Consider the following 17,345-nt stretch of genomic DNA (forward strand, 5'->3'; position numbering starts at 1 on the left):
GCTAAACATGGTGGTTTTGAAACGTTTACTGAGCATCTTTGTATGTATCTTAACAAGCGTAACTGGGATGTCACTGTCTATTGCCAAGAATCTGGTTCTGGTGATATATACAAAACAGAGTGGAACGGAATTAAACGTATACATATCCCAACCAAGAATGAGGGTGCGTTAGGTACAGTGATTTTTGATTTTCGTTCGATCATTCACTCGTTGAGGCACAATGGTATTTTCTTGACTCTTGGGTATAACACTGCCTGTTTCAACATCCTACATCGCCTTTTTCGTAAGACTAATGTTATCAATATGGATGGGATTGAATGGAAGCGACAAAAGTGGGGTAAGGTAGCTAAAGCTTGGTTTTGGTTGAACGAAAGATTCGGTTGCTGGTTTGGTAATCACTTAGTGGCTGATCACCCACGTATTAAAGAACATTTGGCTACTAGAGTTTCAGACCAAAAGATAACAATGATCCCATATGGAGGACCAGAGATAAATGTAGCGGATGAGTCTGTCCTTGCTGAATTTGGCCTGCAAAACAAGAATTATTCAATAGTTATAGCAAGACCTGAGCCGGAAAATTCTATTTTAGAGATAGTACAAGCTTTTTCTGAAAAACGTAGAGGTCAAAAACTAGTTGTACTGGGTAATTTCTCTAAGCATAATGCGTATCACGTACTAATAAAGAGTTGTGCTAGTTCTGAAGTTATTTTTCCTGGCGGTGTATATGAAGCAGATCGTGTCGCAGCGCTAAGGTTCTATGCCCGTTACTATATTCATGGTCACCAAGTAGGCGGAACAAACCCATCTCTAGTCGAGGCGTTAGGTGCCGGTTGTGCTGTAATTGCACACGATAACAAGTTTAATCGCTGGGTTGCGAAAGATGCGGCTCATTACTTTGAAAGTGTTAAGTCGCTGAGTGAGTTTTTTAGTGCTGAATATCATGATGATGAAGTGGTGGGTATTAGGAAAAATAATGCTACTAACCAATTTAGACAACGCTTTCAATGGAATGAAATTTTAGCTCAGTATGAAGAGCTGTTAACCAAATATGCAAAGTAGAAAGTTATGAAAGTATTAATTACAGGTGGTGCAGGTTTTATCGGGTCTGCTGTTGTTCGCCATATTATTGAAAATACTAATGATACGGTCATTAACGTAGACAAGTTAACATATGCTGGCAATTTAGAGTCCTTATTATCTGTGAGCGTTAGTAACCGCTACACTTTCGAGCAAGTAGATATTTGTGATCGTGTTGCACTCGATCGACTGTTTGAGCAGTACCAGCCTGATGCAGTTATGCATCTTGCTGCTCAGTCTCACGTTGACCGCTCTATCGACGGACCAGCAGCATTTATCGAAACTAACATTGTGGGTACTTACACACTCCTAGAAGCAACGCGCTCTTATTGGAATAAGCTATCTGGTGAGTCAAAAAAAGCTTTTCGCTTCCACCATATCTCTACAGATGAAGTTTATGGTGATCTTGCAGGTACAGATGATCTATTTACAGAGACTACACCTTACGAACCTTCTAGTCCTTATTCAGCGTCAAAGGCTTCATCAGATCATTTGGTACGCGCATGGTTAAGAACCTACGACCTACCAACTATTGTGACTAACTGTTCTAACAACTACGGTCCTTATCATTTTCCAGAAAAGCTTATTCCATTGATGATCTTAAATGCAATCAAGGGTAAGCAATTACCAGTTTATGGAAATGGTATGCAGGTAAGAGATTGGTTATTCGTAGAAGACCATGCTCAAGCTTTATACAAGGTCGTGACTGAAGGTGAAGTAGGCGAGACTTACAATATTGGTGGTCATAACGAAAAGGCTAATATCGAGGTTGTTAAGACGATTTGCGAACTTTTAGAAGAGCTAGCTCCTAATAAGCCGGAAGGTGTTACTCAATATTCTGACTTAATAACTTACGTGACTGATCGGCCTGGACACGATGTTCGATATGCCATTGATGCATCAAAGATCGAGCGAGAGCTGGGTTGGAAACCAGAGGGAACGTTCGAAACCGGACTTCGAAAAACTGTGGAATGGTACTTAGAAAATAAAGAGTGGTGGAGCCGTGTTTTAAATGGCTCTTACGCTGGCGAACGTTTGGGCACTCCTACAGAGGGAGCTAAGTAATGAAAGGTATTGTATTAGCTGGTGGGTCTGGAACACGACTCTACCCATTGACTCGTGGCGCATCTAAACAGTTGATGCCAATTTATGATAAGCCAATGGTTTTTTATCCTATTTCTACGCTGATGCTTGCGGGTATTAAAGATATTTTGATCATAACGACTCCCGAAGACAATGCCGGTTTCAAACGTCTTTTGGGTGACGGCTCCGATTTTGGTATTAATCTTGATTATGCAGTACAACCAAGCCCTGATGGCCTTGCGCAGGCATTTATCATTGGCGAAGAGTTTATAGGTGATGACTCTGTATGCTTGGTGCTTGGTGACAATATCTATTATGGGCAGTCTTTTGGTGAACAATTAAAACACGCAAGATCTTTAACCGAGCAAGGTATATCGACCGTATTTGGTTATCAAGTTAAAGACCCTGAAAGATTTGGTGTCGTTGAGTTTAACGATGAAATGAAAGCGGTGTCCATTGAAGAAAAACCAGCCAATCCCAAATCTAATTACGCTGTTACTGGATTGTATTTCTACGACAACAAAGTCGTCGATTTGGCTAAAGAGGTAAAACCATCAGAGCGTGGTGAACTTGAGATTACGACTCTTAATGAGATGTACCTAAATAATGGTGCTCTCAATGTTGAGTTGCTAGGCCGTGGCTTCGCTTGGTTAGATACAGGAACCCACGAGAGCCTTCATGAAGCATCCTCCTTTGTACAAACTATAGAAAATGTTCAAGGGATGAAAGTTGCCTGCCTCGAAGAAATCGCATGGCGTAATGGTTGGTTGAGTAATGACCAAGTAATAGAAATAGCTAAGCCGATGCTTAAGAATGAGTACGGTAAATACTTGCAGCGCCTAATTCAAGAGGTCGTGTAAAGATGAAGCCATCAAACATGATGAGAGTTCTCATTACCGGTGCTAATGGGCAGTAGGCAGCTGTTTGGTCAAACAGTTATCAAGCCGAAGCGATGTTGAACTATTTGCGTTAGATAAAAGCGAACTTGATATTTCCAATCAGCTAGAAGTCGAAAATCTAGTCCACGATTTTAGGCCAAACTCTATCATCAATGCTGCCGTTTACACTGCTGTTGACAAGGCAGAAAGTGAAGTGAATTCAGCTTATGACATCTACGAGAAAGGACCTAAATATCTAGCTCAGGCGGCGAAGGATGTAGATGCTGTAATTTTACATATATCGACCGATTACGTCTTTAAAGGGAATAAAGAGGGTTTTTACCTAGAGACTGAACCAACCAATCCTCAAGGGGTTTATGGGGCCAGTAAGCTTGCTGGTGAAATTGCGGTCTCTAAAGCTACTGAAAAGCATATCGTCTTGAGAACTGCTTGGGTGTTTGGTGAGCATGGTAATAACTTTGTTAAGAAGATGCTGAAACTAGCAAAAGATCGAGATGCTCTGAGTATTGTTCGAGATCAGTTTGGCGGCCCGACTTATGCCGGAGACATTGCTAACACTTTGATTAAAATGATGGACTCAGTCGCTTCGGGCGAGAACGTTGAGTATGGGGTTTATCATTATTCTGGAATGCCTTATGTGAGTTGGTTTCAATTCGCAGATTGTATTTTCACTAATGCCGTAGAACAGGGGGTTTTGACAAAATCCCCTGAGCTGACATCAATTGTAACCAAGCAATACCCAACACCAGCTAAGCGACCAGCTAACTCAAAGTTAGACCTAATGAAAGTTAAAACAAACTTTAATATCCAAGCTAGTGATTGGAAAAAAGCTATATCTGATTTATCTTCCTATAAAGGCTGAGCATGAAAGTAATTAATACAGCAATTCCTGATGTAAAAATTATTGAACCAACGGTATTTGGTAATGATCGCGGCTTTTTCATGGAAACGTGGAATCAAAAGCAATTTGAAGAACTAGTTACAGGAAAGCCGACTACATTTGTGCAAGATAATCACTCAAAATCAAAGAAAGGAATATTACGTGGGCTGCATTACCAGACTGAAAACACTCAAGGAAAGCTAGTTCGGGTGGTATCTGGCGAAGTATTTGATGTGGCTGTGGATATTCGCAAAGGTTCGCCAACGTACAGGCAATGGGTAGGTGAATATTTATCTGCAGAGAACAAACGCCAACTTTGGATCCCTGAGGGATTTGCTCATGGGTTCTATGTAACGAGTAACGAAGCGGAGTTTGTATACAAATGCACAGATTTTTATAACCCACGAGCTGAGATCTCAATAAAATGGGATGATAATGATTTAGCTATCAAGTGGCCATTGACTGAGCGACCTCAATTATCTAACAAAGATAACCACGCTTTGAAGTTCTCAGAGATGTAACTATGTCGATTCTTATCAAGTCTTTCCAAGTCTTTGTTGTAAGAGGTTTCGGTGCAGGTGCTGGTTTTTTAATGAGTCTTGTTGTTGCCAATACCACAGATGTAGCAAGTGCAGGGGTGTTCTTTTTTGCCTTAGCATTGACGCAACTTGGTGGTGGTATATTTGCATTAGGCTCACCGAATGCCTTGTTAAAAGTAATTGGTGCTGATTTTGGTATTTCGTGGAAGCGTATCAACCAAACAGTATCGGTCTTGTTCAGAACTGTCTTCATTTTGGCTGTGTTGCTACTGGTAGTTTGTTCAATCGTGCCTGATCAAATTGCTAACTTATTGGGTATGGTTGAGATTGCAGGCTTATTGCCATTAATTGCAGTCTGTATGTTCTTTTTGGCATTGTTACAGATGTTATCTGCTATGTTACAAGGTAAGCAGGAAGCAATTTGGGCCAGTACGGTGCAAAATGTGATTGCTCAGCTTTCATTTATCATTGTACTCGGTGCATTTGTATTTATTGGCCTTAATCAAACGGGGTTTTCACTCTACTGTATTTACTTTGTTTGCGTAGGCTCTGCAATGCTGTTCGGTGCGGTACTTTGGTTTAGAACCAAAGGCACTAGTTTTGATATCAAAGCAAAGTTTTATCCAGAGCTAAAATCCAGCTTGTCATCACTATTTGTCGTTATGTTGATGGGGCAATGTGCGATGTGGGCGGGACAGTTTGCTACCGCAAAATACCTTACTAGCTCTGATTTAGCTTTCTTCGCTTCTGCTCAGCGAACAGCAACACTAGCTAGCTTTGTGTTGATTGCGGTTAACTTAGTAGTAGCGCCAAAGTTTGCCCAAGCGTTTGCGAAAGGTAATCAAATAGAAGTGAATAAGCTCTCTATTGTATCAAGTCGTTTGATGATTGCTTTGGCCGTTCCTGTGCTCACTTTTATGATCTTCCTCCCTGAGTTTTTGATGGGTTTGTTTGGCGAGGAGTATAAAGTTGCAGCTCCGTTATTGCAGATATTAGCTGTGGGACAGTTTATTAATGTGATTACTGGCTCTGTCGGTTATTTGCTTAATATGACAGGCCACGAAAAAGACATGCGTAACGTTGTTCTGTTCTCAGGTCCTTTAGCTATCGTTTTAGCATTTGGTTTAACCAGTCAGTTTGGGTTGATGGGAGCAGCTTATGCCACTGCCATTTCTGTTGCTACCCAAAACTTATTAGCAGTTTGGATGGTGAAGAAACGCTTGGGCTTCAATACGCTTAATATCTTTAGGAAAATAGCTGATAGCTGATAGCTGATAGCTGATAGCTGATAGCCGTACATTTATGATTGAATCTCAAATACTCACTGCTGGATTATTGATTGCGCTGTTAGTGGCTCTGGTTGTGTCCCACGTTCGTCCGCTTTTAGCATTCGCAGCAGTCGGTGCAATTCTGTTTGTGTCAGGAGTTGTCGAACAACAAGTCTATCTACAAAGCTTTGCCAACTCGTCACTGATTACCTTGATGCTACTGATCATTTGTAGCTTTGCGGTGGAGAAGACTTTTTATGTCAAACAGTTGGGCAAGTGTTTATTCAACGGTTCTTTCATTGCCAACTACTTGCGTCTAATTGTAGTGACGAGCTTTGCTTCTGGTTTTGCTAATAACACTGCGGTCGTCGCTACGCTGATGAGCTGCATTAAAAGCCAACTACCAAAGCAAGCATCGCGTTATTTATTGCCGCTTTCTTATGCTTCGATTTTGGGGGGTACGCTGACCTTGGTGGGTACCTCTACTAACTTGATTGTTTCTAGCTTTGCTGAGCAGTTTGGTTTGCAGCCATTAGCCATGTTTGCTTCGACGCCTATTGCTATTGTGGTGCTATTGGCTTGTTTGTTGTGTATGTTTGTTTGCATTAAATTGCTGCCTCGTTATCAAGTGAGCGAGGAGGTACAAGGTCATCACTATTTTATTGAAGCTAAAGTTACTTCACCCTTGCTCGTGGGAAAAAGTATTGCAGATGCTGATTTGCGTAACCTGGAATCTCTGTTTCTTACTGAGGTAGTACGCGATGGGAGAGTGATTACTTCTGTTGGGCCGAGTGAGGTTTTACAACTCAACGATACCTTGTTGTTCAGTGGGGATTTGGCTAGCCTTAATCAGTTACAGCAGCACACCGGTATCGAAGTGCATGGTGTAAAGGATGACGACAACCTAGACGCAGAAAAAACGTGTGAAGTCGTAGTCTTGCCTGATTCTGTGGTTGTTGGTAAAGACCTTAAACAAGTCCATTTTCGCTCTTTGTTTGATGCCTCTGTACTTGGTATTCGCCGTGGCGACCAACAACTATCCGGTGGGTTAGGTGGTATTAAGTTACGAGCAGGGGATATGTTGCTGCTTGCGGTAGGTAATGACTTTAAACATCGTAATAACCTTAAGCGCAACTTTGTATTGCTTAATTCAGACATATTGAATAACGAACAACAAACGCTATCCAAATCTCAATCCAATTGGGTGTTAGGTGGTTTTTTCGCTGTTATTGGGTTGTCAGCTGTTGGCATGTTACCACTGCTAAAAGGGTTACTGTTGTTGCTAGGCACTTACGTATTGAGTGGGGTACTCACTGTTCAGTATGTCCGACGCCGTATTCCGTTTGAGATCATCATCGTAGTCGGCAGCGCTTTGACATTGGCCGATGCCATGCAAATCAGCGGCCTAGCGAATGTGATCAGTTCAGGGCTATTAAGTTTAACTAATGGCTACGGGGTTTATGGGGCATTTGTTGGCGTGTTCTTGGCGACCTTAATTCTTACAGAGCTCATTACTAATAATGCGGCGGCTGCGATCATCTTTCCTATTGCTTTTGGTGCAGCGCAACAGTTTGGTGTTGATGCGACGCCGTTTGTGATGGCGGTGGCCTTTGGTGCCAGTGCAAGCTTTCTTTCTCCATTTGGTTATCAAACTAACTTGATGGTGTATTCGGCAGGTAACTACCAAGTGAAAGACTATTTGAAGTTTGGTTTTCCTGTATCGATTGTGTATTCGATTACCGCGATTTTAATGATTCCTATGGTGTATTCGTTTTAGCTATTAGCTATTAGCTATTAGCTATTAGCTATTAGCTATCAGCTTAAAGCGGTCAGTTTTCAGTTTTCGAGGTAAAAAGGTTTTTATGGTTAGTCCTTATATTAATAAAGCAGAAATTACCGATAAATCGAGTGATGTGGTTTGGCATAACTCGACGGTGAATCATCAGCAACGTGCAGAACAAAAGCAACAAAAGCCGGTTGTGCTTTGGTTTACTGGCTTAAGTGGTTCTGGTAAATCGACAGTTGCGAATGCGGTTGAATCTCAGCTTATGGCACTTGGTAAGCACAGTTATTTGCTAGATGGTGACAACGTTCGTCATGGTCTGAACAAAGATCTTGGCTTTAGTGATGAAGACCGAGTCGAGAACATTCGTCGAATTGGTGAGGTGGCTAAGCTGTTTGTGGATTCAGGCGCTATTGTTTTGACAGCGTTTATCTCACCATTTATTTCAGACCGTCAGCAAGTGCGCGATCTTCTTGAAGAAGACCAGTTCTTAGAGGTGTTTATCGATACACCTTTAGAGGTGTGCGAATCACGCGATCCAAAAGGCTTATACAAGAAAGCCCGTAGTGGTGAGATTAAGAACTTTACTGGGGTTAGCTCTGAGTATGAAGCACCTGTGAGCTCAGAGATTCATGTTAAGACGGCAGAATTCTCAATTGATGGGTGTGCAAAGCAAGTTGTCAGTTATCTTGCAGAAAAGGGATACATTTAACTATGCATTACGATGTCTTTAACGGCGATGCAGACGGCATCATTGCGCTGCTTCAACTGCGCTTTAATGAGCCTAAAGCTAGTAATCTTGTTACTGGTGTAAAACGTGATATCAAGCTATTGAGCCAATTGAAGAATGTCACTGATGTAGCGTCGGTAACTGTGCTTGATATCTCGATGGAAAAGAATCAATCAGATCTAGCTGGTTTGCTAGAACAGCAATGTGCTGTGTTCTACTGTGACCATCACCGTAGTGGTGATATCAGCGAGTCTGAATACCTAGAGGCGCTTATTGATACGTCCCCAGAGACTTGTACGAGCTTGCTTATTAATGAAAAGTTGGGCGGTAAATACATTGCCTGGGCAATTGCTGCAGCTTTTGGTGACAACCTAAAAAGTGTTGCTCGAGAGTTAGCAGAACAGCATGGTTATGATGACGAGCAAATCGCATTTCTAGAAGAGCTTGGCACGCTCATTAACTACAATGCCTATGGCTCATCGTTGGCCGATCTTCATATTTCACCTGTAGATCTTTATCGCGAACTGTATCGTTATCCAGACCCTTTTGAATTGGTGAACTGTAAGGACTCTGTATTCTTCAAGCTCAGGGACACCTATAAACTTGATTACAATTTAGTGTCTGATCTTAGTCCCGTATATCAAGATAGCGGTGTTCGTGTTTTCGAGCTACCTTGTGAGCCTTGGGCTCGGCGTATCAGTGGCGTTTTCGGTAATGAATGTGCTAACGAATATCCAAAGCTTGCTCATGCTGTGCTGACCAAGAACTCAGAAGGTAATGCTGAAGGGGAGTCCTACACGGTGAGTGTGAGAGCTCCTTTAGAAAATCGGATTGGCGCTGATGAAATCTGCATTAAGTTTGCTACTGGGGGAGGGCGCAAAGCCGCAGCTGGGATTAATGTGTTGAAAGCTCAAGATAAAGTGCGCTTTATCGAAATCTTAGCGTCGTTCTACCAAGTGTTTTAAGCTATCTAGTCGAAGTCTTATTCTAAGTATTTAGTATAAGCTACACAGCCATAAACACGAACACAAAAATCAGTAATCCCCCCACACTCAATTAGAGAGAAGCCGTTACTTATTGCTGAAACCTCTCACTTTAATTAATCGTATCAAATACCCTTTACTGATTTTGTCAGTAAGGGTATTATTCTGCCAGTATATTACGGTACTTGGTATCTAATAAGTCAATTTCAAAGGCCATAACGATGATCAAACACTGCCTCTTCCCTGCAGCGGGTTATGGAACCCGCTTTCTCCCTGCCACTAAATCTATGCCAAAAGAAATGATGCCTGTGGTGAATAAACCGTTGATTGAGTACGGCGTGGATGAAGCTATCCAGGCGGGTATGGACAGCATGGCCATTGTAACGGGCCGTGGTAAAAACTCACTGATGGATCACTTCGATAAGAACTTCGAGTTGGAGCACCAAATCAGTGGTACCAACAAAGAAGAACTGTTGGATAACATTCGTGATCTGATTGATTCTGCAAACTTTACTTATATCCGCCAGCGTGAAATGAAAGGGTTGGGCCATGCCATCCTCACCGGTAAAGAGTTGGTAGGGGACAACCCGTTTGCTGTCGTATTGGCAGACGATCTGTGTGTTAACACCCAGCAAGGTGTACTTGAGCAAATGGTCGGCCTGTTTAAACAGTTCCGCTGCACCATTGTCGCGGTGGAAGAAGTCCCTGCAGATGAAACCCATAAATATGGGGTGATTGCTGGTGAGCATTTAAGTGAAGATCTGATCCGTGTTACCGACATGGTTGAAAAACCTGCCCAAGGCACGGCGCCAAGTAACCTTGCTATTATCGGTCGCTATATTCTGACCCCAGATATTTTTGAGCACATTGAAAATACAGAGCCAGGCAAAGGCGGTGAAATTCAAATTACCGATGCGATTTTAAAGCAGGCAGAGCAGGGCTGTGTGATTGCCTACAAGTTCAAGGGTAAGCGTTTTGATTGCGGAAGTGTCGAGGGCTATATCGATGCTACCAACTACTGTTACCAAAACTTGTATCTCAAGAAAGATGATGTGCCTACAAGCGTGTCTGCAAACATGGATGAAAATCAAACCGCTGAACAACTTCATGAGCTTGAACAAGAAGCACTGACCTTAGAGTAATCTGTAGAGTAATTGTCGATGAAATTGAAAGCGGCATTTCTATTTGCGCTGGCTGGGCTTAGCCTAGGTGTAGCTTTCTCTTCTGTTTCGTTCTTGATGGGCGACTTGCAGGCGATGAAGGTGAGAGACACATTTAAGCAAATTGAGATTCAACCTGAACTGGCACAAGATAATCAACTTGATGATCTTGCCTTTCAAATAGAAAGCCTGCTGTTTTGGGATGGCATGAACCCTGAGTATCTTGGGCTGAGTGCTACCCATTATGCTCTTAAAGGTGCGGCCTCAGAGAACGTGAGTGATGCGGTTTATCAGGATTATGCAGAAAGCGCGTTTGGCGAGGCAATTAATGCTACCAAGGCTGCGCAGTATATCTCCCCCTTAAACTACACAGCCTTGATCCAACATGCGGAAAGCTTGTGGCGTATGGGTAAGCCTTTCGATGTTATCAATCAGCCGATTTCGCTTGCTCAAAAGGTTGCTCCCTTTGATACCAAAGTGGCTCTATTCAGCCTGGAGTTTCTTCTTGCTCACTGGCCGCAGCTGAGCGCAAGCGAAAAGGTTCTTGCTTCGCGTTACCTCCTAAAGCCTATCCAATACCGAATTAACTATCATCAGCTCAATGAGGTGGTTGCACGCTCCCCTGAAAAGGAGCGTGCTTGTCGATTACTTGGCTTTGCCAATCAAGCCAAGACTAGCCAAGCGAATATGAATAACACCAAGCATAAAAATAAAGGTGTACGTTTGAAGACATGCAAAGGGGTAGGGCGTGGTTAAAAGAATTAACAAGAGACAAGCCTGTTTTCTGCTGGTGGTGTTATGCGGCGGGTTGGCCTCTATGGACAAAACTTTCGGGGTGTTTTCAGGCTATATCTACCAAGTTGAATCAGGGCTTGGGGGAGCCTATGTGCTCCATGTACTAGTCGCTACGGTACTGGGTTTTTCTGCGTGCTTGGCCTCTGATAGAGAGCCAACGGGGGAGTCATCGGCGAAATCATGGGCGAAGTTATCGGGAGAGCCTGAGAACAACCTTCTTCCGGGCTACTCGCTCGTTGTACTCAGTATTGTGTTGGTCTCCATCGATGAGTTTTTGCAGGCTTTCTCTCCAACTCGTGAGTTTTCTGTTTGGGATTGGGTTGCCAATGTCGCGGGTATCACTGTGGGATGTTCGATCTTTGTTCTTGTTAAATATGCCAAGGGCTAACACACAAGAAAAGCGGCCACTACAGATAAACGAGGTCTAACCTGTAGTACGCAGCTCTGCTCTCGCGTTTATGACAAAGCGCTATTGAAGGCAAAGGAATGTTATTGTCTTTTTATGGTATGTTATTCTGTTTGTGTAACATACAAAGTCCACTTCACACTTAGAGGAATAAGAATGAAGTTAAACAAACTGATGCTTAGCATTGCGATAGGGGCGGTGGTTTCGTCTTCTGTGGCTTTTGCCGAAACATCATCAACTACCGCTAAATCTGTTGATATTGCTGCGATTGTTGCGCAGAGCGAGTTAAGTGCAGAAGAGCTGGTTGCCCAGCTGATTGCGCAATACCCAGAGATGGCAGCTGCGATTGTCGAGTCTGTGATTGCCGCTAACCCAGAATTGGCAGCAGCCGTTGTTCAGGCCGCTGTACAAGCTGCGCCACAATCGGCTGATCAGGTTATTGCTGCGGCGATAGCGACAGCGCCAGAGCAAGCTGCAGCTGTCGCATCTGTTGCAGTTCAAGCTGGCGTACCAGCTGAAACCGTGACGGCTGCGGCTATCGAAGCGGGTATTGATCCAACGGAAGTGACAAGCCCTGCAGTTGATCAAACTGCTCAGACGCCGGTTGAGCAAGCAAAGCCTGCACCGAGCAAAAAATTCCCAGGTGCAGAGCCGAAAGCGCCAAAGAATAACGATCCTATTTCAAGTAACTAGTTTGGACGCTTGATTGAGAGAGTTAATTGCTAAATCTTTCTTTCAAAGCTAGCGAGCTAAGCCTTGGTCTAAGTCCTAGTAGTGGAAATAGAAACTAGCTCATTCTCATTGCTGGGGCTTATTTCAATTGAAACAAACATGAGTCATATAATGCGGTTAAATCAAATTAGTTTCTACAGTATGTTGGTGTTATTGGTATGGCTGCCCATTCCATTAGCGTCTAACCGTATTTGGGCTTGGTCTATTGCAGAGCTGTGGGTGGCGCTTACGACGCTAACTTTAGTGTTGAGTTATCGAACTAACTGGCAGGCATTTCCTTTTGAGCGGATTAAACGATTTGGCTGGTTGTTGGTGCCACTTGGATTGTTTCAGGTTTGGACGGCGTTTCAACTTATCCCGTTTGATTTGGAAGTGCTAAAGCTGCTTTCTCCTTTTGCTGCAGAAGCTTATGAAAACATAGGGGCTGATACAGGGCGTATCACGGTAAATGCCTATGCGACCGTCTCTGGCCTGCTGAAAGGGCTAACGTATCTGCTTTTTGCCTTGTGTGCTGTGGTGCTCATCGATTCTAAACAACGAGTTAAGCAGGTGTTGGGAGCTATTGTAGTCAGTGGTACTTTCCAGGCCTTCTACGGTGCCATGGTGGTGTTGCTGGGTATTGAGTACTCCTTGGTGTTTGGCATACGTCTACCTGATGTCGCTACTGGCTCGTTTGTGTATAAGAATCATCTGGCCAATTACTTGATGCTTTGCCTTAGCCTGGGTACTGGGCTGCTTATTGCTCAGCTGCATGTGTCTGCATCAGGCTCTTGGCACGAGCGTATCAAGCGCTGGGTATCAGGTATGATGTCGGCCAAGATGTTTGTTCGCTGTGTGCTGGTGGTGATGGTTATTGCCCTTGTCATGACCCGCTCCCGGATGGGGAATACCGCTTTCTTTGCCGCAACAACAATCGGTGGATTGGTTGCATTGCTGTTTTATCGCAACAAGCCGCGAGTTCTGGTGGCGTTGATTATCAGTATCCTCGTGGTCGATACCTTTGTCGTGGGTTCGATATTTGGGTTGGTCAAAGTCAAACAGCGCCTTGAGCAAACAACTATGTCGAATGAAACCCGTGATGAGGTTGTCCAGTGGAGTATGGATATCATCGAAAAAATGCCGCTGACTGGAACGGGTCTTGGCAGTTTTCACTCCACATTCCCAGCTTTTAGCAAAGCCAACATTGGTTATTACGATCATGCCCATAACGACTACATCCAGTTTGCCGTCGAAACGGGAATACCGGCGACCTTGCTATTGGGAAGCTCCTGCCTGTTCGCTATCTGGTTATGCGTGAAGACGATTAGGCAACGAAGTAGCAAAACGTTAAAAGGAACGGCTTTGGGCTGCTTAATGGCGGTGGTCGGAATGCTAATCCATATATCGGTGGATTTTAATCTGCAGCCAACAGCTAATGCGATGACGTTTATTCTCGTGCTCGTTCTAGCTGGCTGCAGTGCTCATTTGCCCAAGGGCCATTCTGGATAGCTTTGTTCTTAATTTATGGCTCACTATAAACAGCACACTCTAAGTATTTTCACGGACTGCGAACAATATGTTTAATCGTATTTTGGTGGTATGTGTTGGCAATATTTGCCGCTCTCCAATGGGGGAGGCATTACTCAAGCAAATGCTGCCTAATAAACAAATCTCCTCTGCTGGCCTTGCGACTGAAGCTAGCGGGCTAACAGGGCAACCTGCTGATGTTACTGCTAACGAAGTTGCAGCCAGCCATGGTGTTGAGCTCAATAGCCATCATGCTCAGCAGCTCACTGCACAGTTATGCCAAGAATATGACCTAATTCTTGTTATGGAACCAGAGCATATAAACGCTGTTGCGAAATTATCCCCAGATGCCAGACACAAGACCTTATTGTTTGGGCAGTGGCGGGAAGGTTCTATTTCCGACCCATACCTACAAGGGCAGGAAGCCTTTACCCATTCTTTCAAAGCTATCCACTCGGCGGCGAAAGCATGGGCGAGTAGGCTGTCGTAGCTTCTTAACTTACATCAAGTCCACAAATATTACCTATCACTTAAGTTTAATTTTTAGAATGTCATTCTGTTAATTGACATTACCTTAATGTTCGTGCAGAATTTATTCGTTCTTGGTACGTTATTAACTGTGGCGTTGCGTATACAATTTGGAATCCATCATGAAAAAAACATTGCTTGCATTGGCTGCGTCTATTGCTGTTAGTCCGGCGTATGCTTATGAAATTATCAATAATGAAAGGGCATACTTGGAGTTTTACGGTGAAGTAAAAGCCCGTGCTTTCTTCTACGAGAATCAGGATAACGACTACACGTTCGGTGACTCTAAAGTTGGTGTTGATGCTCGTTATGCGGCAACTGATACCTTGAATCTTTTAGGTTTGGTTGAAGGTGAAGTTAACTTCGATGCTGATGAAACCCGTGATGAAGATGACTTGTACTTTTCCAAGTACTACGGTGGCCTGCAGCATGAGGTATTGGGTGCGCTGACCTTTGGTAAGCACGCCACATCATCTGATGATCTTGAAGGTGTCGACTACTCGGAAGCATTTGGTGGTAAGTCGAACTTGAACCCTGTTTCTCAGCACGATGAGGGCCTGAAGTACGTATACAGCAATGAGCTATTCATTCTAAGTGCCACCTACGGCTTTGAAGCCGGTGATAACGAACGTGACCTTATGGAACTATATGGCCAATACAACTTGGGTGATTTGAATATCCGCGGTGGTTTGGGTACTTCATCAACGAATCTGGTAAATAACCAGAAAGATGAATTCTACGCGACAACTTCGGCAGAGTTCAGTCGTGGTGATTACGTTTTAGGCGCGACATATTACTACACCGATATAGACAATGAACTAGATAGCCAACGTTCAGTGAAAAAGAATGCGCTTGCTGTGGCTGGTAAAGTAGAAGTGGTCGAAAAGCTATTTGGTTACGCTGGCTATGAATACATTATGCAAGATTCTGATACTGCCTCTCTAGACGGTAACTTGCATAATGTTTACCTAGGTTCCCGTTATGACATCGTTGATTGGGCAAATGTTTATGCTGAAGCTAACTATGTCAATGATGGTACTAAGACGACGGATGATACCGCGGTGAACTTCGCAGTCGGTGCGACCATCTTCTGGTAATTACCAGAACAGGCTCGAGTAAGTACATAGAACAAATCTATCAAAGCCCAGCGAAATAGTATTTTGCTGGGCTTTAATTTAAAGCCTTTAATTATTTATTAAGGCCGAGTAACCCAGTAACCGTTAATCCAAACAGGTGCTGAAGCAACTCTAAACCATCCTCATCTGGTAGTTCATACTGGATGATATTAAGCAGGCCTTTAGCGCCTAATGCCCCCCGACCTTCACTTTCATGCTTAGAAGCATGCATCACGAACATCTTCATGATCATTCTAAATTTTTGAGACTCAAGCGATTCCGCCCAGGATTGAATCAGTGCCTCTCTCGACTCAAATGACAAATGCTGCATGATAATCGGTAGCACCTTCCCATCCATCGCAACTGCAAAATCTTGGTTCGAAGGATAGTAGCCTTGCAAGGTGCTTTTACGCAGACCTGTTTCTTTACTTAGACGGTCGTAGGTCACGAAATCCCATCCCTCAGTAAGAAAAATCTCTAGAATAATCGCATTATATTTGGCGAAGTTCTCTTGCCATTTATCTTTGCTTATGCGAGCCATTAAATATCTCCCCAAAAACTATGCGTGAACAGTAACACAATGCGTATGGAGGACGATATCTTGTTTTTGCAAACTTTATGTAAATTTAGATTTTCTGCGCAAAAATATGCTTTTTTAGGTGGGGAGGAGCTCTGTTATTGACTGTTTATCATCCTCTATATTGATAGTGAGAGTTTAGGGGATAAATTTTTATGGTCGTGATCTTATGCCATTAACTCTCAAGGCGATTATCAAACAGTGGATGAACTACTGCATTGCCAAATAGTTGGATCATTAATTCTTTCGAGTCTTCCTTCGGAAAATGCGTTCGCAATAGGCATGCCATGTTAGTCAGGGCATTCAATGCCATTGGGGAAGGGGAGCGCGAAACCACATGATTGATAAACATATCAATCGTGTAGTTGAACCCTTTTGATTTCAGTGCATTGTTCCAAGACGTTATAAGCGATTCCTTAGAAGAGAAATCAAGCTTTTCGATCATGAGATCATGAAGATGGCCCCTTATCCCCAAAAGAAAGTCACTATTTGTTGGGTAGTAGCCTTGCAGGGTACTTTTACGTAAACCTGTTTCTCTGGCTATACGATCGTAGGTAATACTTGTCCATCCTTCATCTAGAAAGACAGCCAAGATTATACTGTTGATCTTATGATAGTTTTTTTCTTTTTGCTCTTTAGTTATGCGCCCCAAAGCAGCCTCAAATTAGTATAAAAAATTAAAAGGTACTAAGTACTATTTTATATGGTATGGCATCCTAACACAATGAAAATTGCAACAAATTTCATAAATGAAAGAAAATTAATGCATTTATATGCAATGTTTTATTAGTGAGATTAAATAAAGAAATCACAACAGCAGATAATCAGTAAAGTGTTCGTGCGCATTTGAAAAGGGCGCGTCTTTGCTGTGATAAAGGGAGATAATGGCGATCCCGACGCCTATTGTTGTGGTGCAAGTAACAGCATGATGACAAATTGCTATGGGGCTGCCTCCCGCTCAGGCCACTTATTTTTTGGTGGCGAGATCCGGCTGATTTGTCGCTGTCGTCCAAAATCGTTCAGAAATTTCTGTGTCTATCTTTTGTGCATCCCTTGCCACTTAAGGGCTGAGGATTTGTGGCTATCCCTCGTCTCTTTTTTTCAAAAAGAGACGAGGGAGCAAAAGCAATGGTCATCTATCACTTCGGATGAGTGACTACATTGCGGGTAACCCTGCTCGATGGCTGAGTGATTTGATGGCTTGTCTGCCAGAGTAAGTTAGTGGTACCGATGATCTTCGGTGAGTATGAAAAGAAGGCCAGGCCTTAGGAATGCGTCTCCGTG

16 protein-coding genes and 2 pseudogenes are annotated in these 17,345 nt (G+C 43.2%); 16 read left to right on the forward strand and 2 right to left on the reverse strand.

The features are described from left to right. From BIZ37_RS24165 to BIZ37_RS24240, 16 genes and pseudogenes are all read left to right on the forward strand, one after another. Nucleotides 1–1,059: DUF1972 domain-containing protein (locus BIZ37_RS24165; protein WP_187463681.1), on the forward strand; the 1,059-nt coding region annotated here is incomplete at its 5' end. Between the two features lie 6 nt (nucleotides 1,060–1,065). Further along, nucleotides 1,066–2,142, forward strand: a complete 1,077-nt coding sequence (rfbB, locus tag BIZ37_RS24170) for a dTDP-glucose 4,6-dehydratase (protein ID WP_187463682.1) — start codon at nucleotides 1,066–1,068, stop codon at nucleotides 2,140–2,142. Then, nucleotides 2,142–3,020 carry a glucose-1-phosphate thymidylyltransferase RfbA gene (rfbA, locus tag BIZ37_RS24175; protein ID WP_187463683.1) on the forward strand — a complete coding sequence of 293 codons (879 nt, stop codon included), beginning with the start codon at nucleotides 2,142–2,144 and terminating at the stop codon, nucleotides 3,018–3,020. The genes rfbB and rfbA overlap by 1 nt, the downstream gene beginning before the upstream one ends. A gap of 20 nt (nucleotides 3,021–3,040) precedes the next feature. Next, a pseudogene (rfbD, locus tag BIZ37_RS24180) lies at nucleotides 3,041–3,921 on the forward strand (dTDP-4-dehydrorhamnose reductase). Nucleotides 3,922–3,923: 2 nt separating this feature from the next. Next, nucleotides 3,924–4,460, forward strand: coding sequence for a dTDP-4-dehydrorhamnose 3,5-epimerase (gene rfbC / locus BIZ37_RS24185; protein ID WP_187463684.1), 537 nt, complete (start codon nucleotides 3,924–3,926; stop codon nucleotides 4,458–4,460). A 2-nt stretch (nucleotides 4,461–4,462) separates the two neighbouring features. Further along, nucleotides 4,463–5,746 carry a polysaccharide biosynthesis C-terminal domain-containing protein gene (locus BIZ37_RS24190; RefSeq protein WP_187463685.1) on the forward strand — a complete coding sequence of 428 codons (1,284 nt, stop codon included), beginning with the start codon at nucleotides 4,463–4,465 and terminating at the stop codon, nucleotides 5,744–5,746. Nucleotides 5,747–5,780: 34 nt separating this feature from the next. Beyond that, nucleotides 5,781–7,523, forward strand: coding sequence for an SLC13 family permease (locus BIZ37_RS24195; protein WP_187463686.1), 1,743 nt, complete (start codon nucleotides 5,781–5,783; stop codon nucleotides 7,521–7,523). A gap of 85 nt (nucleotides 7,524–7,608) precedes the next feature. Beyond that, a complete protein-coding gene (gene cysC / locus BIZ37_RS24200; RefSeq protein WP_187463687.1) occupies nucleotides 7,609–8,241 on the forward strand; it encodes an adenylyl-sulfate kinase in 633 nt (210 codons plus the stop codon). 2 nt (nucleotides 8,242–8,243) lie between these two features. Then, nucleotides 8,244–9,224 (forward strand): DHH family phosphoesterase, encoded by a 981-nt coding sequence (locus tag BIZ37_RS24205; RefSeq protein WP_187463688.1) that lies wholly within the window; start codon nucleotides 8,244–8,246, stop codon nucleotides 9,222–9,224. A 239-nt stretch (nucleotides 9,225–9,463) separates the two neighbouring features. After that, a complete protein-coding gene (galU, locus tag BIZ37_RS24210; protein ID WP_187463689.1) occupies nucleotides 9,464–10,384 on the forward strand; it encodes a UTP--glucose-1-phosphate uridylyltransferase GalU in 921 nt (306 codons plus the stop codon). Between the two features lie 105 nt (nucleotides 10,385–10,489). Further along, complete coding sequence (locus BIZ37_RS24215; RefSeq protein ID WP_222939809.1) at nucleotides 10,490–11,158, forward strand: hypothetical protein; 669 nt, start codon at nucleotides 10,490–10,492, stop codon at nucleotides 11,156–11,158. Further along, the gene (locus BIZ37_RS24220; RefSeq protein WP_187463691.1) at nucleotides 11,151–11,585 is read left to right on the forward strand and encodes a VanZ family protein; all 435 of its coding nucleotides are present in this window, start codon (nucleotides 11,151–11,153) and stop codon (nucleotides 11,583–11,585) included. The genes BIZ37_RS24215 and BIZ37_RS24220 overlap by 8 nt, the downstream gene beginning before the upstream one ends. A 174-nt stretch (nucleotides 11,586–11,759) precedes the next feature. Further along, entirely contained in the window at nucleotides 11,760–12,296 is a 537-nt protein-coding gene (locus BIZ37_RS24225; protein ID WP_187463692.1) for a hypothetical protein, read from the forward strand. Between the two features lie 150 nt (nucleotides 12,297–12,446). After that, nucleotides 12,447–13,823, forward strand: a complete 1,377-nt coding sequence (locus BIZ37_RS24230) for an O-antigen ligase (RefSeq protein ID WP_187463693.1) — start codon at nucleotides 12,447–12,449, stop codon at nucleotides 13,821–13,823. 67 nt (nucleotides 13,824–13,890) lie between these two features. Beyond that, a complete protein-coding gene (locus BIZ37_RS24235) occupies nucleotides 13,891–14,331 on the forward strand; it encodes a low molecular weight phosphotyrosine protein phosphatase (RefSeq protein ID WP_187463694.1) in 441 nt (146 codons plus the stop codon). Between the two features lie 160 nt (nucleotides 14,332–14,491). Continuing rightward, nucleotides 14,492–15,466 carry a porin gene (locus BIZ37_RS24240; RefSeq protein ID WP_187463695.1) on the forward strand — a complete coding sequence of 325 codons (975 nt, stop codon included), beginning with the start codon at nucleotides 14,492–14,494 and terminating at the stop codon, nucleotides 15,464–15,466. Between the two features lie 127 nt (nucleotides 15,467–15,593). Here BIZ37_RS24240 and BIZ37_RS24245 read toward each other — a convergent pair. Beyond that, nucleotides 15,594–16,025 (reverse strand): annotated as a pseudogene (locus BIZ37_RS24245) (hypothetical protein); the annotation flags it as partial. Nucleotides 16,026–16,236: 211 nt separating this feature from the next. Beyond that, nucleotides 16,237–16,713 (reverse strand): hypothetical protein, encoded by a 477-nt coding sequence (locus BIZ37_RS24250; RefSeq protein WP_187463697.1) that lies wholly within the window; start codon nucleotides 16,711–16,713, stop codon nucleotides 16,237–16,239. Nucleotides 16,714–17,345: the final 632 nt, after the last annotated feature.

This window comes from Photobacterium sp. BZF1 (genome assembly GCF_014349205.1).
Taxonomy (GTDB): Bacteria; Pseudomonadota; Gammaproteobacteria; order Enterobacterales; family Vibrionaceae; genus Photobacterium.

Bases quoted from the DNA above. Each gene is read 5' to 3' on its own strand.
- rfbB (WP_187463682.1), top strand. From the start codon at position 1,066: ATGAAAGTATTAATTACAGGTGGTGCAGGTTTTATCGGGTCTGCTGTT.
- rfbA (WP_187463683.1), top strand. From the start codon at position 2,142: ATGAAAGGTATTGTATTAGCTGGTGGGTCTGGAACACGACTCTACCCA.
- rfbC (WP_187463684.1), top strand. From the start codon at position 3,924: ATGAAAGTAATTAATACAGCAATTCCTGATGTAAAAATTATTGAACCA.
- BIZ37_RS24190 (WP_187463685.1), top strand. From the start codon at position 4,463: ATGTCGATTCTTATCAAGTCTTTCCAAGTCTTTGTTGTAAGAGGTTTC.
- BIZ37_RS24195 (WP_187463686.1), top strand. From the start codon at position 5,781: ATGATTGAATCTCAAATACTCACTGCTGGATTATTGATTGCGCTGTTA.
- cysC (WP_187463687.1), top strand. From the start codon at position 7,609: ATGGTTAGTCCTTATATTAATAAAGCAGAAATTACCGATAAATCGAGT.
- BIZ37_RS24205 (WP_187463688.1), top strand. From the start codon at position 8,244: ATGCATTACGATGTCTTTAACGGCGATGCAGACGGCATCATTGCGCTG.
- galU (WP_187463689.1), top strand. From the start codon at position 9,464: ATGATCAAACACTGCCTCTTCCCTGCAGCGGGTTATGGAACCCGCTTT.
- BIZ37_RS24225 (WP_187463692.1), top strand. From the start codon at position 11,760: ATGAAGTTAAACAAACTGATGCTTAGCATTGCGATAGGGGCGGTGGTT.
- BIZ37_RS24230 (WP_187463693.1), top strand. From the start codon at position 12,447: ATGCGGTTAAATCAAATTAGTTTCTACAGTATGTTGGTGTTATTGGTA.
- BIZ37_RS24235 (WP_187463694.1), top strand. From the start codon at position 13,891: ATGTTTAATCGTATTTTGGTGGTATGTGTTGGCAATATTTGCCGCTCT.
- BIZ37_RS24240 (WP_187463695.1), top strand. From the start codon at position 14,492: ATGAAAAAAACATTGCTTGCATTGGCTGCGTCTATTGCTGTTAGTCCG.